The organism is Bradyrhizobium sp. USDA 4516 (assembly GCF_054055915.1).
This window is the reverse complement of the sequence record NZ_JBSRXT010000001.1, coordinates 6,891,900-6,914,170: the sequence shown is the minus strand read 5'-3', so window position 1 is coordinate 6,914,170 and position 22,271 is coordinate 6,891,900. Positions and strand designations below refer to the sequence as shown.

20 protein-coding genes are annotated in these 22,271 nt (G+C 65.6%); 5 read left to right on the top strand and 15 right to left on the bottom strand.

Going from position 1 to position 22,271, the window contains the following annotated elements; translation table 11 throughout:
• Positions 1–6 precede the first annotated feature (6 nt).
• From ACVI1L_RS31500 to ACVI1L_RS31460, 9 genes are all read right to left on the bottom strand, one after another.
• On the bottom strand, positions 7–1,227 hold the full coding sequence (locus tag ACVI1L_RS31500) for a BaiN/RdsA family NAD(P)/FAD-dependent oxidoreductase (RefSeq protein WP_316396974.1): 1,221 nt from the start codon (positions 1,225–1,227) through the stop codon (positions 7–9).
• Positions 1,228–1,229: 2 nt separating this feature from the next.
• On the bottom strand, positions 1,230–2,147 hold the full coding sequence (locus ACVI1L_RS31495; protein WP_028344663.1) for an SDR family NAD(P)-dependent oxidoreductase: 918 nt from the start codon (positions 2,145–2,147) through the stop codon (positions 1,230–1,232).
• A 259-nt stretch (positions 2,148–2,406) separates the two neighbouring features.
• Entirely contained in the window at positions 2,407–2,553 is a 147-nt protein-coding gene (locus ACVI1L_RS31490; RefSeq protein ID WP_229191194.1) for a hypothetical protein, read from the bottom strand.
• Positions 2,554–2,745: 192 nt separating this feature from the next.
• Positions 2,746–3,225, bottom strand: coding sequence for a MaoC family dehydratase (locus ACVI1L_RS31485; RefSeq protein WP_456784664.1), 480 nt, complete (start codon positions 3,223–3,225; stop codon positions 2,746–2,748).
• 13 nt (positions 3,226–3,238) lie between these two features.
• Positions 3,239–4,963, bottom strand: a complete 1,725-nt coding sequence (locus ACVI1L_RS31480) for an AMP-binding protein (RefSeq protein ID WP_456784663.1) — start codon at positions 4,961–4,963, stop codon at positions 3,239–3,241.
• 130 nt (positions 4,964–5,093) lie between these two features.
• Positions 5,094–5,981 carry a 3-hydroxyisobutyrate dehydrogenase gene (gene mmsB / locus ACVI1L_RS31475; protein WP_076826580.1) on the bottom strand — a complete coding sequence of 296 codons (888 nt, stop codon included), beginning with the start codon at positions 5,979–5,981 and terminating at the stop codon, positions 5,094–5,096.
• A gap of 25 nt (positions 5,982–6,006) precedes the next feature.
• Positions 6,007–7,089 carry an enoyl-CoA hydratase/isomerase family protein gene (locus tag ACVI1L_RS31470; protein WP_456784662.1) on the bottom strand — a complete coding sequence of 361 codons (1,083 nt, stop codon included), beginning with the start codon at positions 7,087–7,089 and terminating at the stop codon, positions 6,007–6,009.
• Complete coding sequence (locus ACVI1L_RS31465; protein ID WP_229191190.1) at positions 7,086–8,231, bottom strand: isobutyryl-CoA dehydrogenase; 1,146 nt, start codon at positions 8,229–8,231, stop codon at positions 7,086–7,088. The genes ACVI1L_RS31470 and ACVI1L_RS31465 overlap by 4 nt, the downstream gene beginning before the upstream one ends.
• Positions 8,232–8,356: 125 nt before the next feature.
• Positions 8,357–9,853 carry a CoA-acylating methylmalonate-semialdehyde dehydrogenase gene (locus ACVI1L_RS31460; protein WP_057020030.1) on the bottom strand — a complete coding sequence of 499 codons (1,497 nt, stop codon included), beginning with the start codon at positions 9,851–9,853 and terminating at the stop codon, positions 8,357–8,359.
• A gap of 121 nt (positions 9,854–9,974) precedes the next feature.
• Between ACVI1L_RS31460 and ACVI1L_RS31455 the strand changes: the two genes are divergently transcribed.
• Entirely contained in the window at positions 9,975–10,889 is a 915-nt protein-coding gene (locus tag ACVI1L_RS31455; protein ID WP_225641331.1) for a LysR family transcriptional regulator, read from the top strand.
• A gap of 164 nt (positions 10,890–11,053) precedes the next feature.
• Here ACVI1L_RS31455 and ACVI1L_RS31450 read toward each other — a convergent pair whose 3' ends face one another.
• Together ACVI1L_RS31450 and ACVI1L_RS31445 are read right to left on the bottom strand one after the other, a co-directional pair.
• Positions 11,054–11,665, bottom strand: coding sequence for a TetR/AcrR family transcriptional regulator (locus ACVI1L_RS31450; RefSeq protein WP_057019760.1), 612 nt, complete (start codon positions 11,663–11,665; stop codon positions 11,054–11,056).
• 60 nt (positions 11,666–11,725) lie between these two features.
• Complete coding sequence (locus ACVI1L_RS31445; protein ID WP_168855686.1) at positions 11,726–12,277, bottom strand: PaaI family thioesterase; 552 nt, start codon at positions 12,275–12,277, stop codon at positions 11,726–11,728.
• A 221-nt stretch (positions 12,278–12,498) separates the two neighbouring features.
• Between ACVI1L_RS31445 and ACVI1L_RS31440 the strand changes: the two genes are divergently transcribed.
• Positions 12,499–13,269 carry an enoyl-CoA hydratase gene (locus tag ACVI1L_RS31440; RefSeq protein WP_316396978.1) on the top strand — a complete coding sequence of 257 codons (771 nt, stop codon included), beginning with the start codon at positions 12,499–12,501 and terminating at the stop codon, positions 13,267–13,269.
• A 182-nt stretch (positions 13,270–13,451) separates the two neighbouring features.
• Here the strand turns inward: ACVI1L_RS31440 and ACVI1L_RS31435 are convergent, their stop codons facing one another.
• From ACVI1L_RS31435 to ACVI1L_RS31425, 3 genes are all read right to left on the bottom strand, one after another.
• The gene (locus ACVI1L_RS31435; protein WP_253587112.1) at positions 13,452–14,864 is read right to left on the bottom strand and encodes a sensor histidine kinase; all 1,413 of its coding nucleotides are present in this window, start codon (positions 14,862–14,864) and stop codon (positions 13,452–13,454) included.
• Positions 14,865–15,005: 141 nt separating this feature from the next.
• Positions 15,006–16,265, bottom strand: a complete 1,260-nt coding sequence (locus tag ACVI1L_RS31430; protein ID WP_057019756.1) for an MFS transporter — start codon at positions 16,263–16,265, stop codon at positions 15,006–15,008.
• A 229-nt stretch (positions 16,266–16,494) separates the two neighbouring features.
• Positions 16,495–17,157 carry a hypothetical protein gene (locus tag ACVI1L_RS31425; RefSeq protein WP_233475336.1) on the bottom strand — a complete coding sequence of 221 codons (663 nt, stop codon included), beginning with the start codon at positions 17,155–17,157 and terminating at the stop codon, positions 16,495–16,497.
• Between the two features lie 177 nt (positions 17,158–17,334).
• Here ACVI1L_RS31425 and ACVI1L_RS31420 point away from each other — a divergent pair, with 177 nt between their 5' ends.
• From ACVI1L_RS31420 to ACVI1L_RS31410, 3 genes are all read left to right on the top strand, one after another.
• The gene (locus tag ACVI1L_RS31420) at positions 17,335–17,502 is read left to right on the top strand and encodes a hypothetical protein (protein ID WP_168855689.1); all 168 of its coding nucleotides are present in this window, start codon (positions 17,335–17,337) and stop codon (positions 17,500–17,502) included.
• Between the two features lie 635 nt (positions 17,503–18,137).
• The gene (locus ACVI1L_RS31415) at positions 18,138–19,334 is read left to right on the top strand and encodes an acetyl-CoA C-acyltransferase (RefSeq protein WP_456784661.1); all 1,197 of its coding nucleotides are present in this window, start codon (positions 18,138–18,140) and stop codon (positions 19,332–19,334) included.
• 241 nt (positions 19,335–19,575) lie between these two features.
• Entirely contained in the window at positions 19,576–20,880 is a 1,305-nt protein-coding gene (locus ACVI1L_RS31410) for an MFS transporter (protein WP_168855690.1), read from the top strand.
• A gap of 27 nt (positions 20,881–20,907) precedes the next feature.
• On the opposite strand, the gene ACVI1L_RS31405 is transcribed toward ACVI1L_RS31410, so the two are convergent.
• A complete protein-coding gene (locus tag ACVI1L_RS31405) occupies positions 20,908–22,224 on the bottom strand; it encodes a carbohydrate porin (RefSeq protein ID WP_456785635.1) in 1,317 nt (438 codons plus the stop codon).
• Positions 22,225–22,271 lie beyond the last annotated feature (47 nt).

Sequence of the window (22,271 nt, the reverse complement as noted above, 5' to 3'; positions counted from 1 at the left end):
ACAGAGCTACGATTTCTGCACGAGCCATCGTAACACGCCCTTCCCAGCGGCGACGCCCGTTGCAAACGACGCCTGCAATAGATAGCCGCCGGTCGGCGCCTCCCAATCGAGCATCTCGCCGGCCGCGAAAACGCCGGGCAGCCGCCGCAGCATGAAATGCGCGTCGAGTTCGTCGAACCTGATGCCGCCAGCGCTCGAGATCGCGCGTGCGATCGGTGCCACGCCGGTGATCCGGATCGGCACCGCATTGATCAGTTCGGCCAATTCGGCCGGCGGCAGCGCGGCCAGCGAACGGCCGACGGCGACGGCCGCCTCCTGCAACAGCCCGATGCCGACCGGCGAGAGCTGCGCGGCCTTGCGCAGGAAATTGGACAAGGATTGCTTGCCCTTCGGCGCCGACAGACGCGCGACCAGTTCGTGGCGCGCGGCATCGGGCCGCAACGCCACCGTCAGTGTCGCCGTTCCCTTCGCGAGCACCGCCTCGCGCAATTCCGCCGACAGCGCATAGATGGCGCCGCCCTCGATGCCGGCGCGGGTGACGATCGCTTCGCCGCGCACCGTATGCGGACCAATCGTGAGCGCGACGCCCTTGAGCGGCTGGCCCTCGAACCGGTCGCGGAAGATATTCGACCAGGCAACCGTGAAGCCGGAATTGGCTGGCTTGATCGGCGCCATGGCAACGCCCTTTGCGGCGAGGATCTCCGCCCAAGCGCCGTCCGAGCCGAGTCGCGGCCAGCTCGCGCCGCCGAGTGCCAGCACGGTCGCATCGGCATTGACCACGCGCGGACCGCCTGAAGTCTCAAACAGCAGTCCCCCGCGCGCGTCCCATCCGGTCCAGCGATGCCGGAATGCGAATGCAACGCCCGCGGCATCGAGCCGCCGCAGCCAGGCGCGCAAGAGAGGCGACGCCTTGAACGCCTCGGGGAACACGCGGCCGCTGCTGCCGACGAAGGTCGGCTGCCCCAGCGCCTCGCTCCAGACGCGCAGTGCTTCAGGCGGAAAAGCCTCGACCGCAGCCTTCAGATGCGGCATCGCCTCGCGATAGCGCGCAAGGAAATCCGGCAGCGGTTCGGAGTGGGTGAGATTGAGCCCGCCACGGCCGGCCATCAGGAATTTGCGGCCAGCCGACGGCATCGCGTCGTAGACAGTGACTTGTGCGCCACCTTGCGCGAGCACCTCCGCCGCCATCAGGCCGGCAGGTCCGGCTCCGATGACGGCGACGCTCATGCTCAGAGCTTGATCCCGGCCCGCGCGGCGGCCTGGGCGACATACTTCTGCGTCTGCTCGAACGCGCCCTGCAGCGCCTTCGCGGTCGACATGTCGCTGATCGCGTTGAAGTGCGCGGCGACGCCGTCCGGCGTCCATTCGGACTGCGGCAGGTTGACGCCTTCGGTCTCCAGCACGCGGATCACGGCAAACGAGCCGGCGCCGGCGCCCATGATGGTGCGGGTCGGTGCGTCCTCCGAGAGCAGGAATTCGACCGCGGGCGTGATCGCTTCCGGCTTCATCAGCGCCAGCGCCTGCGGCGGCAGCAGTTCCTCGGTCATGCGGGTCGCAGCGGTCGGCGAGATGGTGTTGACCTTGATGTTGTTCTTGCGGCCCTCTTCGGCGAGCACGTTCATCAGGCCGACCATGCCGGCCTTCGCCGCGCCGTAATTGGCCTGGCCGAAATTGCCGAACAGGCCGGACGACGAGGTCGTCAGCACGATGCGGCCGTAATTGCGCTCGCGCATGCCGGCCCACACCGCCTTGCAGCAGTAGAAGGTGCCGGTGAGATGCACGTCGAGCACCTTGGCCCAGTCGGCGACCTCGAGCTTGGTGAACGACTTGTCGCGCAGGATGCCGGCATTGGCGCACAGGAGATCGACGCTGCCCCACTCCTTGGTGGCGCGCTCGACCATCGCGGTGACCTGCTCGAAGTTCGAGACGTCGGCGCCGTCGGCCATCGCGGTGCCGCCGGCTTTCCGGATCTCCTCGACCACGGTCTCGGCCGGCGACAGCGACCCACCGGTGCCGTCGCGCGCGCCGCCGAAATCGTTGACCACCACCTTGGCGCCGCGGCTGGCGAGCCCCAGCGCATGCGCCCGTCCGAGACCATTGCCCGCGCCGGTGACGATAGCGACGCGTCCGTCAAACCTGATTGCCATGCCGTAAATTCCTGTTCTTCCCTTCTCCCCTTGTGGGAGAAGGTGGCGCGCGCCAGCGCGCCGGATGAGGGGTCTGTCTCCGCGAGCTCAAGCGAGAGTCTTTGCGTGGAGACAGACCCCTCACCCGGCTTCGCGTGCCGCGAAGCCACCCTCTCCCACAGGGGGAGAGGGTGGAGACGCTCGCGATTGGCAGCTTTTGAGCAGCGATGGATGGCCGGGTCAAGCCCGGCCGAGACTGGCCAGGCGGCCACCGGGCGCGCTAGACCGAAGGGGTCATCGACCCGCAGGGTTTCAGGCTTTTGAGCACATGCCCGCTCCAGCACTCGTGATGCTCTTGAGCGTAGCTAATCGCACCGATCACAATCAAAGCGACTACGACAATTCCGGCGACGATGTTTTGCACCATGGCTGCCACTCCCGGGACCGCACCGCCTAAAGCGGGCATCATGGACACCGGGGAACACAGCCGTCAATGCGCTACATGGGCCAGAGCAGCGCACCGCCTGAAAAACAGATTGAGGTGGCTCGCTGCACCTCCCCGCTTGCGGGAGAGGTGCACAACCCTTCGCGGTTGCAACACAACCGTGTCTTGTGATCCTCAGCTGAAATAGATCAGGCCGAGCCAGTCGGCGACCAGCGCGGGCTTTTCCTCGCCCTCGATCTCGACCGTGACGTTGGTGCGCGACAACAACTCCTTCGGCTTGCGCAGCGTGGCTTCGGCCAGCACGAAGCGGCCGCGGACGCGTTTTCCGGAGCGCACCGGCGAGATGAAGCGCAGCTTGTCGAAGCCGTAATTGACGCCCATCGCGGTGCCCTCGAGCACCGGCATCACCTCGTAGGACATGATCGACATCAGCGACATCGTCAGGAAGCCATGCGCGATCGTGGTGCCGAAGGCGGTCTCCTTGCTGGCGCGCTCGGGATCGACATGGATGAACTGGTGATCCTCGATCACGTCGGCATAGGTGTCGATGCGGCCCTGATCGAGCAGGTGCCACGAGGACACGCCGATCTCCTTGCCGACCATGCCCTGGTAGGTTTCCAGCGACACCGGCGGCTTCTTCCAGACTTCGTTCATTGGCTAACCTCTGCTAACCGGAGGTCCGCACCTTCTGCAGCTCCGGAAATTCTTCCTCGCGGAACTCGATCCCGCGCAACGCATCGCTTCTGACATCGTCGTGTTCGAGCCGGCGCAACTGCACGCGACGGATTTTTCCAGAAATCGTCTTCGGCAGTTCGGTGACCAGCTCGATCTTGCGAATGCGTTTAAACGGTGCGAGCCGCGTGTGCAAATGTTTGAAGATCGACAGCGCGGTCTCCGGCGTTCGTTCGACGCCTGATACCAGCAGCACATAGGCCTTCGGGACCGCCAGCCGGATCGGGTCCGGGCTCGGCACCACGGCGGCTTCGGCCACCGCGTCATGCTCCAGCAGCACGCTCTCCAGCTCGAACGGCGAGATCCGGTAGTCGGAGGATTTGAACACGTCGTCGGTGCGGCCAACGAAGGTCAGATAACCCTCGTCATCGGTGAACACGACGTCGCCGCTGCGATAGATCTCGCCGTCGGTGCCGATCAGCTTGCCGTCGTCGCCCTGATAGCCCTGCATCAGGCCCGCCGGCCGGTCTGCGCCGAGCAGCAAGGTCACCTCGCCTTCCTTCGCGGCGTGGCCGTCATTGTCGGTGACCTGCACGCGATAGCCCGGTAGCGGCCGGCCCATTGAGCCGACCTTGACCTTCTGTCCCGGCGAGTTGCCGGCCAGCGCGGTGGTTTCGGTCTGGCCGTAGCCGTCGCGGATGGTCAGCCCCCAGGCAGATTTGACCTGGTCGATGATCTCCGGATTGAGCGGCTCGCCGGCGCCGCACACCTCGCGCAGCGAGACCTTGAAGCTCGCAAGGTCCTCCTGGATGAACATCCGCCACACCGTCGGCGGCGCGCACAGCGTGGTGACGCCGCAGCGGCCGATGATCGAGAGCAGTCCTTTCGCCTCGAAGCGTGGCTGGTTCGCGATAAAGATCGTTGCGCCGGCGTTCCACGGCGCGAAGAAGCAGCTCCAGGCATGCTTGGCCCAGCCGGGCGAGGAAATGTTGAGATGGATGTCGCCGGGCTGCAGGCCGATCCAGTACATGGTCGAGAGATGGCCGACCGGATAGCTGCGCTGGCTGTGCCGCACCAGCTTCGGCTTTGCCGTGGTGCCCGAGGTGAAATAGAGCAGCATCGGGTCGTCGGCCTTGGTCGGGCCATCGGCCGTGAATGCGTCGGACTGCTTGGCGGCATCCTCGAACGGCAGCCAGCCGTCCTGCGCCTGTGTCGCGCCGACCACGATGCGGACGAGCTTGTCGCTGCCGAGGCCTGCGAATTTCGCGACCTGATCCTGCGTGGCAACCACCGCCCTCGCCTTGCCGCGGTCGAGCCGGTCGCGCAATTCATCCGCGGTCAAGAGCGTGGTGGCGGGGATCACGACGACGCCGAGCTTCATCGCCGCCAGCATGGTCTCCCACAGCGGCACGACATTGCCGAGCAGCAGCAACAGATGATCGCCGCGCTTCAGCCCCTGCGCGCGCAGGAAATTTGCAACCTGGCTTGAGCGGCGCGACAGCTCGGCGAAGGAAAGCTTGGTCTCGTTGCCGCTGGCGGCATCGACGATCCACAGCGCCGGCCGGTCGCGGCTGTCAAGATTTCGCGCCAGTTCGGCATCGAACCAATCGAGCGCCCAGTTGAACGGCACCGGATCGGGCCAGCGAAATCCCTTCACCGCGGCGTCGTAGTCGGTGCGGTGCTTGAGCAGAAAGGCGCGTGCGTCCTGAAATGTGGTCATCCGGCTTCACCACGTATTCTGTCGTCATCCTGAGGAGCCGCGCATTGCGCGGCGTCTCGAAGGATGGCCACGGACACCATCTTTCCATCCTTCGAGGCTCGCTCCGCTCGCATCTCAGGATGACGGCGATTTACTTCGGGGCAAGGGCCCTAACGTGCTGGATAATTCCGGAAAAGTCGACCCCACCGTGGCCCGACGCGTCGAAGGTCTTATAGATCTCCTGCGCGTGCTTGCCGAGCGGCGTGACCGCGCCGGCGGCATTGGCGGCGTCCTGCGCCAGGGTCAGGTCCTTGACCATCAGGTTCGAAGCAAAACCCGGCTTGTAATCGTTGTTGGCCGGCGACGTCGGCACCGGGCCGGGAACCGGGCAATAGGTCGTCAGCGACCAGCACTGTCCCGACGAGGTCGAGGCGACGTCGAACAGCGCCTGGTGCGACAGGCCGAGCTTTTCGGCGAGCACGAAAGCCTCGCCGACCGCGATCATGGAAATACCGAGGATCATATTATTGCAGATCTTGGCTGCCTGCCCTGCACCGCCCGCGCCGCAATGCACGATCTTCTTGCCCATGTTTGCCAACATCGGCTGGGCCGCCGCGAATGCCTTCGGCTCGCCGCCGCACATGAAGGTCAGCGTCGCGCCCTTGGCGCCACCGGTGCCGCCGGAGACCGGCGCGTCGACCGAGGCCATGCCGTGCTTGGCAGCCAGCACATGCGCCTGCTTTGCGCTTTCGACGTCGATGGTCGAGCAGTCGATGATCAGCGCGCCGTTGGCCATCGCGGGCAGCACCTCGTTCCAGACACCGAGCACGTGCTTGCCGGCCGGCAGCATGGTGATGACGACATCGGCGCCCTTCACCGCAGCAACGCTGCTCTCAGCGATCGCGGCGCCATCACTCCTGGCCTGATCGCGAGACGCTGCGACCAGATCGAACGCGGTCACCTTGTGGCCGGCCTTGACCAGATTGGCGGCCATCGGCCCGCCCATATTGCCGAGCCCGATGAATGCGACGTTTGCCATGGGAAGTCCTCCGCTTGCGACGTTTCTATTTGCTGTCGGGAAATTTCAATTCGTCAGCGCCGATCTCGGCGAAGTAAGGCGTGAGCATCTCCGGCGTCACCTGTTCGATCCGGGCCGGCGACCATGTCGGATTGCGATCCTTGTCGATGACGGCTGCGCGCACGCCCTCGCGGAAATCGTCGCTGGCGAACACCTCGAGCGCGGCGCGATATTCGCGCTTCAGGCACTCTTCCAGCGTCGCGGTCGCGCGCGCCAGCCGCAGCAGTTTCAGCGTCACCACCATGCCGCGCGGCGACTTCTCACCGAGCGTCTTAAGCGTGGCCTGCGCCAGGTCGGAGCCGTCGGCCCTCAGCGCGGCGACGACGTCCTCCATCCGGCCGTGTGCGAACCAGCCGTCGATTTTGGCCTGCATCGCGGCGACAGGGCCAGCCCTCTCGCTAGTGGCGAAGCCTCCGATCAGCCGATCAATCTCGGCCGAACTCGTACCCGGCGTAACCTTGGTCAGCGCCTCGCGCAGCGCCGGCAGCTTTGCGCTCGGCACCACGGCGTCGGCGAATTTGGCGTAGATCGCATCGGGTCCGTTCATGGTGGTGCCGGTGAGCCCGAAATAGGTGCCGATCTCACCCGGCGAGCGCGACAGCAGATAGGTGCCGCCGACATCGGGGAAGAAACCGAGGCCGACCTCGGGCATCGCGAGCTTGGTCCGCTCCGTCACCACGCGGTGGCGGCTATGCGCCGACAGCCCGACGCCGCCGCCCATCACGATGCCGTCCATGAAGGCGACATAGGGCTTTGGGAACTTCTTGATCCGCGCGTTGAGGATGTATTCGTCGCGCCACAGGATCTTGCCGAGATCGCCCTTGACCTTCGAGCTCTCCCAGAGCGCGCGGATGTCGCCGCCGGCGCACAGGCCACGCTCGCCCGCGCCCTCCAGCACGATGACAGCGACATCGGGATCGGCCTCGAACGCGTCGAGCGCCCTGTCAATGTCGTGGAACATCTCCAGCGTCACGGCATTGATCGCCTTCGGCCGGTTGAGCCGGATAATGCCGGCAGAACCTTCCTTGCGCGCGATCAGGTCGCCCTCGGCTGCTGCCGCATCATTCATCGCGCGCCCTCGATCAACTTGCGCGACACGATCAGCCGCATGATTTCATTGGTGCCTTCGAGGATCTGGTGCACGCGCAGATCGCGCACGATCTTCTCGACGCCGTATTCGCTGAGGTAGCCGTAGCCACCATGCAGCTGCAGCGCCTGGTTGGCGACCTCGAAGCCGACATCGGTGCCAAACCGTTTTGCCATCGCGCACAGCATGGAAGCGTCCGGATCCTTGCGGTCGAGCGCGGCGGCCGCCCGCCACAGGAAGGTGCGTGCGGCTTCCAGCTCGGTCGCCATGTCGGCGATCTTGAATTGCAGCGCCTGGAATTCGTCGAGGCGTTTGCCGAATGCCTTGCGGTCCTTCATGTAGGCCAACGCCTTGTCGAGCGCCGCCTGCGCGCCGCCGAGCGAGCACGCCGCGATGTTGAGGCGGCCGCCGTCGAGGCCGGCCATCGCGATCTTGAAGCCGATGCCCTCCTCCCCGAGCCGGTTCGCGACCGGCACGCGCGCGTTCTCGAACATCACAGCGCGGGTCGGCTGCGCATTCCAGCCCATCTTGCGCTCGTTAGCGCCGAACGACACGCCCGGCGTCTTGCCGTCGATCACCAGCGTCGAGACGCCGCCCGGACCGTCGCCGCCGGTGCGCACCATCGCCACCAGCAGGTCGGTGCTGCCGGCGCCGGAGATGAACTGCTTCTGGCCGTTGAGCACGTAATGATCGCCGTCGCGCACCGCGCGGGTGCGCAGCGCGGCCGCGTCGGAGCCGGCGCCCGGCTCGGTCAGGCAGTAGCTCGCGATCAGCTCCATGGTGCAGAGCTTCGGCAGCCATGTGTGGCGCTGGATGTCGTTGCCGTAGGCATCGATCATCCAGGACGCCATGTTGTGGATCGAGATGAAGGCCGACGTGGTCGGGCACCCCGTCGCCAGCGCCTCGAAGATCAGCGCCGCGTCGAATCGCGTCATCGCCGAGCCGCCGACATCGTCCTTGATATAGATGCCGCCGATGCCGAGGCCTGCCGCCTCGCGCATCACGTCGACTGGAAAGTGCTTTGTCTCGTCCCATTCGAGCGCGTGCGGCGCGATCTTCTCCGCCGCAAACGCCCGCGCCATGTCGCGAACCGCGATCTGGTCCTCGTTGAGAGCGAACTGCATCTCGCCGCCTAGCCCTGAAGGTTACCCCACCGTCATTGCGAGGAGCGAAGCGACGAAGCAATCCATTCTTCCACGCGGGGGATAGATGGATTGCTTCGCTGCGCTCGCAATGACGTTCCCGGAAATCACTTCATCGTCGGGATCGAGAACTCCGCGCCTTCCTTGACGCCGGACGGCCAGCGCGAGGTCACCGTCTTGGTCTTGGTGTAGAAGCGGATCGAGTCCGGACCGTGCTGGTTGAGGTCGCCGAAGCCGGACTTCTTCCAGCCGCCGAAGGTGTAATAGGCGATCGGCACCGGGATCGGCACGTTGATGCCGACCATGCCGACATTGACCTTGGCGGCGAAGTCGCGCGCGGCGTCGCCGTCGCGGGTGAAGATCGCGACACCGTTGCCGTAGTCATGGTCGGACGGCAGCGCCAGCGCCTCGTGATAGTCGTGGGCGCGCACCACCGAGAGCACCGGGCCGAAGATCTCTTCCTTGTAGATCCGCATGTCCTTGGTGACGTTGTCGAACAGCGAACCGCCGAGATAGAAGCCCTTCTCGTAGCCCTGCATCTTGAAGCCGCGGCCGTCGACCGCGAGCGTCGCGCCTTCCTTGATGCCGATGTCGATGTAGCTCTTGACCTTCTCGACCGCCTCGCGGGTCACCAGCGGGCCGTAATCGGCCGACGGATCGACCGAGGTGCCGATCTTGAGCGACTCGACGCGCGGGATCAGCTTCTCCATCAGGCGGTCGGCGGTGGTCTTGCCGACCGGCACCGCGACCGAGACGGCCATGCAGCGCTCACCGGCGGAGCCGTAGCCGGCGCCGATCAGCGCATCGACCGTCTGGTCCATGTCGGCATCCGGCATCACGATGGCGTGGTTCTTGGCGCCGCCGAAGCACTGGCAGCGCTTGCCGGTCTGCGCGGCGCGCTCGTAGATGTACTGCGCGATCGGGGTCGAGCCGACGAAGCCGATCGCCTTGATATCGGGATCGTCCAGGATGGCGTCGACTGCCTCCTTGTCGCCGTTGACGACGTTGAGGATGCCGGCCGGCAGGCCCGCCTCGATCATCAATTCGGCGAGCATCATCGGCACGCCGGGATCGCGCTCCGACGGCTTGAGGATGAAGGCGTTGCCGCAGGCGATCGCCGGCGCGAACTTCCACATCGGGATCATCGCCGGGAAGTTGAACGGCGTGATGCCGGCGACCACGCCGAGGGGTTGGCGCATCGAATAGATGTCGATGCCGGGGCCGGCGCCCTCGGTGTACTCGCCCTTCATCAGATGCGGGATGCCGCAGGCAAACTCGGCGACCTCGAGGCCGCGCTGGATGTCGCCCTTGGCGTCGGGAACGGTCTTGCCGTGCTCGCGCGCCAGCAGCTCGGCGAGCTTGTCGTAGTCGCGCTGCACCAGCTCGAGGAACCTCATCATGACGCGGGCGCGGCGCTGCGGGTTGGTGGCGGCCCATTCCGGCTGCGCGGCCTTGGCGTTCTCGACCGCGGCGCGGAGCTCGGCCTTGGAGGCCAGCGCCACCTTGGCCTGGACCTCGCCGGTCATCGGCTCGAAGACGTCAGCCGTGCGGCCCGACGTGCCCTTGACCTCCTTGCCACCGATGAAATGTCCGATTGAGCGCATGGAAAAACCTCCCTGAAGCACCTGAATCGCCGCTCCTCGCGGCGGGATCGCTTTACAAACCCTATTGACCCTGCATTTTATGGGATTCAAGTCCGATAAATTGCACCATAGATGTGCGGAAATGCTGGATCAAGGCGGCGGCACAATCGACTGGGACGACTTCCGTTTCGTGCTTGCCATCGTGCGCGGCGGGTCGGTTTCGGCTGCCGCCAAGCAGCTCGGCGTCGATCATGCCACAGTGATCCGCCGTGTCGACCGGCTGGAGCGCCACCTCTCCGCAAAACTGTTTGATCGGCGCAAGACCGGCTATCTGCTGACCGAGGCCGGCCAGCGCGTCGCCGACAGCGCGGAGGCGATGGAATCCACCATCGTCGCCAACCAGGAGGCGGTCGGCGGCTCGCGCGCCCACCTCACCGGCACGGTGCGGATCGGCGCGCCCGACGGCTTCGGCAGCCACTTTTTGGCCTCGCGGCTGGTCAAGTTCACCGAGCGGTATCCCGATCTCGATCTGCAGCTCGTCGCCACCGCGCGGCTGTTCTCGCTCTCCAAGCGCGAGGCCGACATCGCGATCAGCCTGACCATGCCGAAGGAAGGCCGCATCGTCGGCCGCAAGCTCCTAGACTACACGCTCGGGCTTTATGCCGCACCCGCCTATCTCGCCCAGGCGCCGGCAATTGTTGCGCGCGCCGACCTGCCGCGGCACCGCTTCGTCGGCTACATCGAGGAGCTCCTGTTCACGCCGGAGCTCGACTATCTGCCGCAGGTCTCGCCGAAGATCTCGGCGAAATTCCGCAGCGCCAATCTGATCGCGCAGCTCAACGCCACCATCGCCGGCTTCGGCATCGCCGTGCTGCCGCACTTCATGGCAACGGCCCACCCCGAGTTGCAGCCGGTGCTGCCGGACGAGGTGCGGATCTCCCGCACCTTCTGGCTGCTGATGCACGCCGACAGCAAGGACCTCGCCCGCATCCGCGCGGTGGCGGACTACATCTACGAGACCGTGGAAGCCGAGCGCGCGCTTTTTAGCGGGGTGTGAGGCGGACACCGTGTTATTCCCGTCATCCCGAGGAGCGCGTAGCGCGTCTCGAAGGATGCACGGCCCGGCTGGTGGCCGTCGACCCTTCGAGACGCGCGCGATGCGCGCTCGTCAGGGTGACGGATCGAGTATTGGGCGCGCTGCACCAGTTGGCGCTCTAAGCGCTAATTCACCTTCTTCTTCGCCGGTGCCTTGGCCGCGGCGGCGCGCCCCAGCACCGCCTCGCGGCCCGCGCTCAGGATCTCGTCGGACATTTCGCCGCTGCCGGCGATGCGCGACATTACTATGGTGCCCATCATGGTCGCCAGCGTCGCCATCGCCTGCTTGCGGGCGGTCTTGCGCGGCACGTCGATGATCTGGTCGGCCATCATGTCGATCATCTGGTCGAGCTTGAGGGCAAACGCCTTGCGGGTCTTCGGGCTCTCGCGGGCGATCTCGGCGCCGAGCGCCGGGATCGCGCAGCCCTGGCCGGGATCGTCGCGGTGCACCGCCGAAAGATAGCCGTCGATGATGGTCGAAAGTCGCTTCTCCGGCGGCGTGTCCGCGGCGACCTTGCGCCAGCGCTCGATGGCGCGGTCCATCGCGTAGCTGAAGGCCTCGATCACCAGCGCCTCGCGCGAGTCGAAATGCGCGTAGAAGCCGCCATGGGTCAGGCCGGCGTCCTTCATCAGGTCGGCGACGCCGATGCCGTGGGCGCCCCGCTCGCGCAGCCGCGTCGCGGCCTTCTTGACGATCCGCGCGTGGGTCTCCTGCTTGTGTTCTTTCGAATAGCGCATACCGGTCTCATGGAATGTTTCTAATCATATAATAGCAGATTTGCGGCCGGAATGCTGCAGTTATTTCGCCTTGTCGGCCACTTTCGGTTCCCCGCCGAGCATCGAAAACATCGCGGTCGCGTGCACCGCAAGATTGCCCTTGCCGTCGCGGACGAAGCCCTCGGTGTAACTGGTTTGGCGCCCGAGCTTGATCACCTTGCCTTCGGCGCTGATGGTGCCCGACCGTGCCGACAGCGGCCGCAGATAGGTCAGCTTGAGGTCGAGCGTCACCGAAGTCTGCCCCGCCGGCAGCATGGTCGAGATCGCACAGCCCATCGCGGTATCGAGCAGCGCCGCGGCGGTGGCGCCGTGCAGCAGGCCGATGGTGTTTTCCAGGCTCTCATGCGGCTCGAGTTCCATCACGATGCGCCCCTGCTCGACCACGGCCATGCGGAAGCCGATCAGCTTGGCCATCGGCGGCGGCGGCAACCGGCCGTCGCGGATCGCGCGCATCGCCTCGATCCCGGACATCGGCAGCGCCGCTTTCGCCACCGGTCCGGGCGCCTGCCATTCCACCACGCGGGTGCGCGTTAGATCGGGCGAACGAAGATCGATGCTTTCGGCGGCGGTCATGACGGCTCCATTTATATGACGCATATAATTCTATAGATCCGCATCCCTCGGCGCAACCGCCGCACCCGGTCCCTTGACAGAGCCATGCTTTGTCCGGGACATGGCGCAAGTCATTCCGGGGCGACGCAAGCACCAGACCCGGAATCTCGAGATTCCGGGTCTGGTGCTTGCGCACCATCCCGAAATGACTTGTCGATCCATTCCTGCGCCGGGGCTTTTCCATGGACATGCTCAATCCCCACTGCGGCATCGCCCGCGACGACAGAGGCGTCGTCCGCCTCACCATCTGCAACGCCGGCAAGCTGAACATCGTGAGTTCCGCGGTCACCAACGGCGTGCGCGAGGGTTTTGAGCATCTGGCCGCCGATCCGAGCATCCGCGCGGTGATCCTGGCCGGCGAAAGCGAGCGCAGCATGATCGGCGGCGCCGACATCAAGGAAATGGCGACGCTCGACCAGACATCCGCCGAAGCATTCATCAGCCGGCTGCGCGACCTCTGCGAGGCCGTGCGCAAATTCCCGGCGCCGGTGATCGCCCGCCTGCCCGGCTGGTGCCTCGGCGGCGGCCTCGAGGTCGCGGCCGCCTGCGACGTCCGCGTTGCCGCACATGACGCGATGTTCGGCATGCCCGAGGTGCGCGTCGGCATCCCCTCGGTGATCCACGCCGCGCTGCTGCCGCGCCTGATCGGCTGGGGCCGCGCCCGCTGGCTGATGATGACCGCGGAGAACCTCGACGCCCAAACCGCGCTCGCCTGGGGCCTGGTCGACACCGTGGCAAAGCCCGGCGGCCTCGACGACGCCGTCGAGCACACCGTCAAGGCGCTGCTGGAATGCGGCCCCGAGGCGCTACGCATCCAGAAGGACCTGCTGCGGCAATGGGAAGAGCTGCCGCTGACCGAGTCGGTGAACCTCAGCGTCGGCGTGTTCGGAAAGTCGTTTCAGACCGGCGAGCCGCAGCGCCTGCTGCAGGGATTTTTAGATCGCAAGCGGTAGCGGTTCAGCACCTGTGGCCCGCGTGAGCGCCGCAACATGTCATCTGTAGCCCGCATGAGCGAAGCGACATGCGGGGCCGGATGCCCCGGATATCGTTTCGCTCATCCGGGCGACGCTTGCTGCGTCCTCGCCACACATTCGCCGATGCGTCGATCGGCCAGAGGCCGGGCTACCACCAGCGGCTAGCTCGAGACCGGGATCTCGATCAGCACCAGCGTGCCGCGGCCTGGTTCGCTTTCCAGCGCGATCCGGCCGCTGAGCGACGACACCACGGTATTGAAGGCGATGTGCAACCCGAGCCCGATATTGCCCCGCTCCCGCCCGGTGGTGAAAAACGGATCGAACACGCGGGCCTGCAAATCCTCGCGGATGCCGACGCCTTGGTCGGCGCAGGCGATCCGGGCCAGCGCCTGATCCGGCTGCGTCACCGTCATGGTGAAGCGTCCGCCGCGGCCGTCGGGATAAGCGTGCGCCGCCGCGTTGAACGCCAGGTTGCTGATCACCTGCGCCAGCGCGCCGGGATAGCTGTTCAGAACGATGCCTTGCGGGCAGTCGAGTTCGACGATCAATCCCTGACGGGACAGCAGCGGCCCGAGCTTTGCGATCAGCTCGGACAGCCATCCGCCCAGCTCGAACGTGTGACGCTCTTCGTCGGCCTGATGGATGGCGACTTGCTTGAAGCTGTGCACCATCTCGGATGCCCGATGCAGGTTTTCCGAGGTCAGTCGAAGGCCGTTCTCGATCCGTGCAATGCCCCTTGTCAGGTCGGAGCGCCGGACAGCGGTGCCGTTCAGCGCCTCGCCCATCGCGCGAAGGTCCGCCTCCATCGTCGTCGACGTGGTCAGCGCCAGGCCAAGCGGTGTGCTGACCTCGTGTGCGACACCGGCGACGAGCTGCCCGAGCGAGGCCAGCTTCTCGGCCTGCACGAGGTGCGATTGCGTCGCGTGCAAATCGCGCAACGAGGCTTCCGAGCGCTCCTTTTCCTGCTTGAGCGCCTGCGCCGTTCGAAACTGCTGGCGCGCGCGGAACTCGCGGGCGGCGACGGCGTAAAGCGACAACGCATAGGCATTGATGACGAGGGAATGATTGATGAAGCGCAAGCCCGGCGGCAGCGCAGGCCCGAGCGATTCAGCGATGCACAGGGCAATCCATGTCGTGAGACAGAACACCGCCAGTGGCCCGATCCGCAGCGGCAGCATGGTCGAGACGAACAGGATCACCATCATCACGCCGGGTGCCGCATAGGTGAATCCCGAGGGCAGCACGAGGTAGACGCTCGGCAGCACGCAGCCTGGAACGACGCAATAGACGAGGAAGATCGTCTCGGCCCACGGCTTCATCGCCGGCACCGAGAGCAAGGCGGTGAGCGGCAGCAGGACCAGCACGGCGACCCCGCCGCGGATCGCCAGCGTGGTCGCCACGACGTCGGGATAGAGCACCCAATCCCAGAACGCATATCCAGCATAGGTGAAGGCGCCGAGCAGCATCGCGACCTGCGTCCAGCCGATATTGCCCCGCACGTACTGGTCTACAAATCGGCGCTCCTCGACGATGTCGTCGAAGCGCAGTCCAAGGCGGGTCAAAAGACGGAGCATTACAATATCAAACGAAAAAGGCCTGGCACTGGAACTTGGCACTGGAAATGGGAGCGTCGAAAATGATCTACGACAGCTTGCCCGCGCTGTCGCGTCCTTTTGGCGCATCGGCGACCGCGGCGCGGCATCGCGCCGCGCCCCTCACCGGGCGTTGGCCGGGGCGTGGGTCGGCCAGAGATCGGCGCGCCAGTGCAGCGCGATTGCCAGCATGGCGATGAAGCCGGCGGCGGCGAGCAGCGTGCCGGTCGCGGTGTAGCCGATCAGGTCGATCAGGCTGCCGGCGGCGAGCAGCCCGAGCGGCAGGCCGTAGATCACCATCATGCGCACGCCCATGACGCGGCCGCGCAGATGCGCGCTGGCGTTGCGCATCAGCATCACGGCGGCCGAGATCATCGACATGCTCTGCGCGATGCCGGCGAGCAGCAGGCAGGCCATCGCGACCGGCATGGTCCGGAGCTCGACGAACACCAGCAGCATGGCGTACCAGGCGAGCGTCGCGCCGATCAGGAGCCGCGCGATGCGTACCCCGCCGGCCATGCTGAGCGTGATCGAGCCGATCAGCGAACCCACCGCAAAGCTTGCCGAGAGATAGCCGAGCCCGGTCTGGTCGGTATGGAAGATGTCGCGCGCGACATAGGGCAACAGGCCGTTGGTGAGCGGGAACGCCGTGAGGTTGGCGAGGAACGCGACGCAGAGCGCGGCGCGCATGCCCGGACCGCTCCAGGCATAGACGATGCCCTCCTTGAGGTCGCGCAGCAGCTTTGAACCCGGCGCGTCGCCGGAGGCGAGATCGGTCGTGCCATGCGACTTGGGGCGGCTCATGCAGAGCATCAGGATGGCGGCGACGAAATAGAAGCCGGCGATCCCGACATAGACATAGCCGATGCCGAGCGCCGCGAACAATCCGGCCCCGGTCAGGGCTCCTGCGATGCGCGCGGAGTCCTGCGTGGTGCGCGCCAGGCTGATGGCGCCGACCAGCTGCTCCGGCGGCATGATGTCGGCGAGCAGCGCGCCGCGCACGCCGAGATCCGACGGGCGGATCACGCCCATGATCGCGACGATGATCATGACGTTCAGCGGGGCGAGATGCCCGGTCAGCGCCAGCGTCATGATGGTGCCGGCGAGCGCCGTATAGGCAAAGCGCATCACGGCGAGGAGATCGCGGTGCCCCATGCGGTCGCCGATCATGCCGACGACCGGCGCGACCAGCGTGCCGACATATTGCAGCGACGCCAGCACGGTGAGCAGCAGCACCGAGCCGGTCTCGACCATGATGTACCAGCCGAGCACCAGCGTCTCGACCTCGAACGCCCAGGAGGTGAGCAGATCGGACGGCCATTGAAAGCGATAGCTGCGGATGCGAAATGGCGCGAGCGCGGAGGTCCGCGTGGTCCCGCTCAAGACGCGATGACGCGTGTCACGGCGTGTCCTGCCCTTTTTCCTTGTTCTTCTGGGTCTTGCTTCTTGGTCGTGCTTGCGGCGCTTTGAATTCGTCTCGAGTCGCTTGGGAGAACGCTCTGTTCCGTCAGCGTAGCGCCGAGTCGATTGGTGTCAATCGAGGCCGCCGCATGCGGCCATGCACGATGGTATCCGCAGCGACGTGATGGCGTAGCCTCGCGAATCGCAGGCCCTACATCGGCGGCGCGGCGCGCCGCAGCATGAAATGGGTGGGTATGAAGGCGAGCAGTGGCAGGCCGATCATCAGGCCGGCCAGCCACACCAGCGGCGGCACGAAGCCTTGCGCCGCCCTGTCGCTGGTGCCGAAGACGTAGTTGATGTTGACCGGGGTCATGCCCGGGTCCGGCCGCGGTCCCGGCATCACAAAGTAGCAGATCAGCAGCAGCGCCCATGCCAGCACGCCCCAGGCGATCAGCGCGCGCTGGTCATAGCCGAGCCGCCAGACCAGGAACAGCAGCAGGAACGGCAGCCAGCCGTGGAAGCCCGACAGGAACCGCAGGAACAGCGACAGGTTCTGGTCGAACATGTAGTCGGTCATTCCGGTGAGCGAGCAGCCGGCGACATGGGCGAGAAAGTCGATCACCCAAAATGTTTGCGGCACAAGGAGTCCGACGGCGCACATCGAAATCAACAGCGCGCTCTCGGTCCAGACCCCGATCAAGGTGAGGATCAGGCAGACATCGCAGAAATACAGAAAGTTGGTCGGCCCGTAGCAGTAGGTGTACACCGGCACCAGGACAGCCATGAAGGCGCTGAAGCCGATCTTGACGGAGAGCGGAATGCGGGCGGACGGCTGCTCGACGGCGATCACGGACATTGCGGTGGGACTTTCCATTGCACAATCCGCCAGCCCTAGCGCCGGATCGGTAAACAGACCCGTATTCCGCAACCTTGAATTGATCGGCGTCCGGGAATTCGGTTAACGCCAACTCAGCGGCGCCGGTACAGTTTTAGCCGCCCGCGCGCGCGATGATCGTACTAGCATGTCTGTTCCGAAGCCGCGGAGGACGACATGAACGCCTTCGAAGTTTTCGCGATCTACCTGGCGCCCTTTGTAATCATCGCGATCGCAATCCGCCTCCTGATGCAGCGCCATGCCGTCGACCTGCCGGACGTGCAGAAACAAGCGGGCTCCGCGCCGAAGCGACGATTTCTGCTCGGCGCCTGGCGGTCGGATTAGGTCAGGTCGCAGACAAGCTCGGATGCGCCGCCGCCCAGCGAAAATTCTCAATCACTGATTTGCCCGACGGCGCAAGCGACGACCAAGCGAGTGTATGGTTTGTCTGTCTCACCCGATCGAGGGACGAATCGCGATCGTCACGAACGGTCGAGATGCGGACACCTATTCGGTGTCGTCCCTGCCTAGTGCGCAATTGCGCACGGGAGCAGGGACCCATAACCGCAGGCCGTCATTGTTGAGCGACGCCCGAACAACGAGTCCCATTCACAATATCCGCTGCGGAGTATGGGTCCTGGCTTTCGCAGAGACGACGCCTGGGAAGCAACCGTGCGCTCTCATTCTCCCCGGCATCATCATGAATCGAGGACCATCCTCGTCGTCCTAGCGAAGGCCAGGACCCATTACCCCGAATGCGAATTGCCTCGCTATGCTGGGGCCGCTACCCTCCAATAACACAAGTCGGTGGTTATTGGTCCTGGCTTTCGCCAGGACGACATTGGTGATGGCGGAACGATCCCATCCCCAACTCATGCGAACACGACATTTTGTCATGAGAGCCGCAGTTGCATTTTTTGCATTGCATCATATGATGACAATAATTCAATCAAATCCCCGGCATTGAAGGGACTCCTGCCATGGCAACCAGCACCGATCCCGTCGTCATTCTCTCCGCCGCCCGCACTCCGCTCGGCCGCTTCATGGGCGAGCTCGCGCCGCTGCCGGCGCACAAGCTCGGCTCGCATGTAATCGGGGCTGCGCTCGAACGCGCAAAACTTGCGCCCGAGCGCATCGACGAGGTGTTCATGGGCAACGTGCTGCCCGCCGGCCAAGGCCAGGCCCCTGCCCGCCAGGCCGCGCGCGGCGCCGGACTGCCGGATGCCACCGGCGCCACCACCGTCAACAAGGTCTGCGGTTCCGGCATGAAGGCGACCATGCTGGCCCACGACATCATCAAGGCCGGCTCGGCCGAGATCGTGCTGTCCGGCGGCATGGAGAGCATGAGCAATGCGCCGTATCTGTTGCAGAAGGCGCGCGGCGGGTATCGCGCCGGCCACGACCGCATCATCGATCACATGATGATGGACGGGCTCGAGGACGCCTATGAGACCGGCCGCTCGATGGGCGATTTCGGCGAGGCGACCGCGGAGGCCTATCAGTTCACCCGCGCCGACCAGGACGCGTTCGCGATGGAGACGCTGAGCCGTGCCCGCAAGGCGGTCGAGGGCGGCGCCTTCAAGGCCGAGATCGCGCCGATCACGCTCGCCGAGAAGGCCGGCCCGCGCATCGTTGCCAATGACGAGCCCCCGCTGAAGGTCGATCCGGCAAAAATCCCCGGCCTGAAGCCGGCGTTCCGCGCGGGCGGCACCATCACGCCGGCCGCCTCCTCCGCCAATGCCGACGGCGCCGCAGCGCTGATCCTCAGCCGCCGCTCGCTCGCCGATCGCGATGGACTGCCTGTGCTGGCCGAGATCAAGGGCCACGCCACCCACAGCCAGGAGCCACAGTGGTTCACGACAGCGCCGATCCCGGCGATCAGAAAACTGCTCGACAAGGTCGGCTGGAGCGTCGGCGATGTCGACCTGTTCGAGATCAACGAGGCGTTTGCGGTGGTCGCGATGGCGGCGCAGCGCGATCTCGGCATTCCCAGGGACAGGCTGAACATCAACGGCGGCGCCTGCGCGCTCGGCCATCCGATCGGCGCCACCGGCGCGCGGCTGATCGTGACGCTGCTGCACGCGCTGGAGGCGCAGAACCTGAAGCGCGGCGTTGCCGCGCTGTGCATCGGCGGCGGCGAAGCCACCGCGATCGCCGTCGAGCGGGTCGCGCACTGATCCGGTATGCCGTCATTGCGAGCGAAGCGAAGCAATCCATCTCTTTTCACAAACCGAACGATGGATTGCTTCGTCGCTTCGCTCCTCGCAATGACAGTTAGTTATGAAAGGCGTCCGTGAGGCAGTACGACGGCCTGGCGCCTGAGTCCGAAAACGAGGGAACTATGGCATTTTAGCCATGGCTCCCCTGTGCTATATTGCGCATCACGCAAAGCTTTCACCGCAATCGATCCGGAACACAATGATCTCGAACTGGCTTGCTTCCGCCCTCGCCCGCCGCAACATCCACTACGGCTGGGTGATGGTGGCCGTGACTTTCCTTGCCGCCCTGATCTCCGCCGGCACCGTCGGTGCGCCCGGCGTGTTCATCGTGCCCCTGCAGAAGGAGTTCGGCTGGTCCACCGCCGAGATTTCCTCCGCGCTGTCAATCCGCTTCATCCTGTTCGGGCTGATGGCGCCGTTCGCCGCCGCGCTGATGAACCGCTACGGCCTGCGCAACGTGACGCTGGCGGCGCAGCTGATCGTGGTCTCCGGTCTATTGGCCTCGCTCGCCATGACCCAGGTCTGGCAGCTCATCCTGCTGTGGGGTGTCGTGATCGGAATTGGCACCGGGATGACCGCGCTGGTTCTCGGCGCGACCATCGCTGCGCGCTGGTTCGTGGCGCGGCGCGGCCTCGTGGTCGGGATCCTCACCGCAAGCGTCGCGACGGGACAGCTCGCCTTCCTGCCCCTCCTCGCGACACTGACCGAGCGCTACGGCTGGCGCGTCGCGCTTGGGCTGGTCTGCGTCATGCTCGGCGTCGCCGCCTTTGCCGTGCTGATGGTGATGCGCGACCGGCCGAGCGACGTCGGCCTGCGTCCGTTCGGCGACGAGGGCACCGCGCCGCTTCCCGCGCCGCCGCCGGCCAATGCGCCGATCGTGGCCGCCGCGCTCGGCACGCTGCGCGATTCCGCGAAATCCTCGGTGTTCTGGATCCTGTTCGCGACCTTCTTCGTCTGCGGCGCTTCCACGAACGGCCTGGTCCAGGTTCACCTGATCCCGATGTGCCTCGACTACGGTATCCCGCAGGTGCAGGCGGCAAGCCTGCTCGCCGCGATGGGGATCTTCGATTTCTTCGGCACCATCGTCTCGGGCTGGCTGTCGGACCGCTACGACAACCGCTATCTGCTGTTCTGGTATTACGGCCTGCGCGGCCTGTCGCTGCTGTTCCTGCCGTTCTCCGACTTCACGTTCTACGGGCTGTCGCTGTTCGCGATGTTCTATGGCCTCGACTGGATCGCGACGGTGCCGCCGACCGTGCGCCTCACCGCGCAGCGCTTCGGCGCCGAGCGTGCCAACCTGGTGTTCGGCTGGATCTTCGCCGGCCATCAGCTCGGCGCTGGCGCCGCCGCGTTCGGCGCCGGACTGTCGCGCACGATCTATCAGAGCTACCTGCCGGCGTTCTTCATTGCCGGCGCGCTGTGCATCTTTGCCGCGCTGATCGCTCTGGCGATCGCGCGGCCGCAGCCGAAATCGGTGGCGGAGCCGAAGCCGGTCGCGGCCTGAGGCCGCTTCCCGCGCGACGTGCGCCGGTCAGTACGACAGAATGGTGCGCATCCCGAACACCACGCTGTCCTTGATCCGATGCTTTTGCGTCGGATCGTTGGGATCGACGGCGCCGCCGCCGGGATGGGCGATGTATTGAAACATCGGCTGCATGGTGAAATTCGGGTTCACCACGTGCTGGTAGGTGATCTCGAGAATCGCCTCGTAGTCGCGGATCGGATACGGCGTGCCCGTGAAGATCTGGGTGTCGCGGTCGAGCGCACGCGCGGCGTCCGAAATCCTGGCATAGATCGCGGCGATGCCGAACCGATCGTCCGGATATGTCTCGCTGAAGCCGGTGAACAGGAAGCCGCCGTCGACATAGGTGCTGATCAGATTGCGGTCCGATGGGCTGACCGAGGCGCGCATGAAGAACGCCACGCCCTTGTCAGCGTCCGGCCTGGCGCGCGCAAGCAGCTGCTCGTAGACCATGAAGATGCCGTTGTCCCGCCGCAGCCATCGCGTGTCGCCGGAGCTGTCGGGATCAGCGAGCGACAGCCCGTCGGCCGAGAAGCGCTGGTCAGCAAACGAGCCCATGTGATACCAGGCGCCGCCGGTGATGGTCGCCGGCAGCCTGCTCTCGCCGATCTCGAACTTGTATTTGAGCTGGCCGATCCACCATGGCGGATCGTTGACCCGGAAATTCAGCCCGTGGGCGTTCAAGATCTGTGGATCGTCGACCCCCTGCGGCGGCGAAGCCGAGCCGTCGAACAGTGCCAGATAGGCGGTGATGCGGTCGGACAGATTGGCCTTGAACCGGATGCCGGGCACCGCAAGTGGCGGCGACGGTCCGCCGGCCGGCAGGATGGTGCCGACAATGCCGGGCCAGCCCAGCGCCGAATTGATGAAGATGTCGTCGTACTGGCTGTCAATGAACTCGACGTCCGAGCCCTGCTGGCCGACGCGAACCGAGAGTTTGCCGCCGAGCAGCTTCTGCTCGATCCAGAATTCATAGAGCCGCGTCGCCGGCAGCGACTCGACACCGGACACCAGGAACAGGTTGCCGACATAGCTCCGCGAAAGCCCGTCGCCGTGAATCTGGTACATGTTGGCGTGGAAGGTCGCGCCGGTCCAGCCCATCGCCTTCTCGAGGTCGATGGTGGTGCCGAGATCGAGACGGCCGGTATAGGCCGCGCCGTTGCTGACGCCGCCGGAGACGTTAGCAAAACCCTCCCCGATATAGGTCAGGCTGAACTGGTAGCCGGCCTCCTCGAGCGCAGCCCGCGTATCCGCAATCCGGTCGGCGACGGGCTTGTCTTCCGCATGCGCCGGCGAGCCGAGCGCGAGGGCCGCGGCCACCAACATCGCGCGGGAAAGAACTCTGCACATCGGGAATGCCGCGGTGCACTCGC

What these genes read in the sequence shown, in the direction of transcription:
- ACVI1L_RS31495 (WP_028344663.1), bottom strand. Translation starts at nt 2,147, where the DNA reads ATGGCAATCAGGTTTGACGGACGCGTCGCTATCGTCACCGGCGCGGGC.
- ACVI1L_RS31440 (WP_316396978.1), top strand. Translation starts at nt 12,499, where the DNA reads ATGGACATGCTCAATCCCCACTGCGGCATCGCCCGCGACGACAGAGGC.
- ACVI1L_RS31465 (WP_229191190.1), bottom strand. Translation starts at nt 8,231, where the DNA reads ATGCAGTTCGCTCTCAACGAGGACCAGATCGCGGTTCGCGACATGGCG.
- ACVI1L_RS31480 (WP_456784663.1), bottom strand. Translation starts at nt 4,963, where the DNA reads ATGACCACATTTCAGGACGCACGCGCCTTTCTGCTCAAGCACCGCACC.
- ACVI1L_RS31435 (WP_253587112.1), bottom strand. Translation starts at nt 14,864, where the DNA reads ATGCTCCGTCTTTTGACCCGCCTTGGACTGCGCTTCGACGACATCGTC.
- mmsB (WP_076826580.1), bottom strand. Translation starts at nt 5,981, where the DNA reads ATGGCAAACGTCGCATTCATCGGGCTCGGCAATATGGGCGGGCCGATG.
- ACVI1L_RS31450 (WP_057019760.1), bottom strand. Translation starts at nt 11,665, where the DNA reads ATGCGCTATTCGAAAGAACACAAGCAGGAGACCCACGCGCGGATCGTC.
- ACVI1L_RS31415 (WP_456784661.1), top strand. Translation starts at nt 18,138, where the DNA reads ATGGCAACCAGCACCGATCCCGTCGTCATTCTCTCCGCCGCCCGCACT.
- ACVI1L_RS31455 (WP_225641331.1), top strand. Translation starts at nt 9,975, where the DNA reads ATGCTGGATCAAGGCGGCGGCACAATCGACTGGGACGACTTCCGTTTC.
- ACVI1L_RS31460 (WP_057020030.1), bottom strand. Translation starts at nt 9,853, where the DNA reads ATGCGCTCAATCGGACATTTCATCGGTGGCAAGGAGGTCAAGGGCACG.
- ACVI1L_RS31405 (WP_456785635.1), bottom strand. Translation starts at nt 22,224, where the DNA reads ATGTTGGTGGCCGCGGCCCTCGCGCTCGGCTCGCCGGCGCATGCGGAA.
- ACVI1L_RS31490 (WP_229191194.1), bottom strand. Translation starts at nt 2,553, where the DNA reads ATGGTGCAAAACATCGTCGCCGGAATTGTCGTAGTCGCTTTGATTGTG.
- ACVI1L_RS31445 (WP_168855686.1), bottom strand. Translation starts at nt 12,277, where the DNA reads ATGACCGCCGCCGAAAGCATCGATCTTCGTTCGCCCGATCTAACGCGC.
- ACVI1L_RS31470 (WP_456784662.1), bottom strand. Translation starts at nt 7,089, where the DNA reads ATGAATGATGCGGCAGCAGCCGAGGGCGACCTGATCGCGCGCAAGGAA.
- ACVI1L_RS31425 (WP_233475336.1), bottom strand. Translation starts at nt 17,157, where the DNA reads ATGGAAAGTCCCACCGCAATGTCCGTGATCGCCGTCGAGCAGCCGTCC.
- ACVI1L_RS31500 (WP_316396974.1), bottom strand. Translation starts at nt 1,227, where the DNA reads ATGAGCGTCGCCGTCATCGGAGCCGGACCTGCCGGCCTGATGGCGGCG.
- ACVI1L_RS31485 (WP_456784664.1), bottom strand. Translation starts at nt 3,225, where the DNA reads ATGAACGAAGTCTGGAAGAAGCCGCCGGTGTCGCTGGAAACCTACCAG.
- ACVI1L_RS31420 (WP_168855689.1), top strand. Translation starts at nt 17,335, where the DNA reads ATGAACGCCTTCGAAGTTTTCGCGATCTACCTGGCGCCCTTTGTAATC.
- ACVI1L_RS31410 (WP_168855690.1), top strand. Translation starts at nt 19,576, where the DNA reads ATGATCTCGAACTGGCTTGCTTCCGCCCTCGCCCGCCGCAACATCCAC.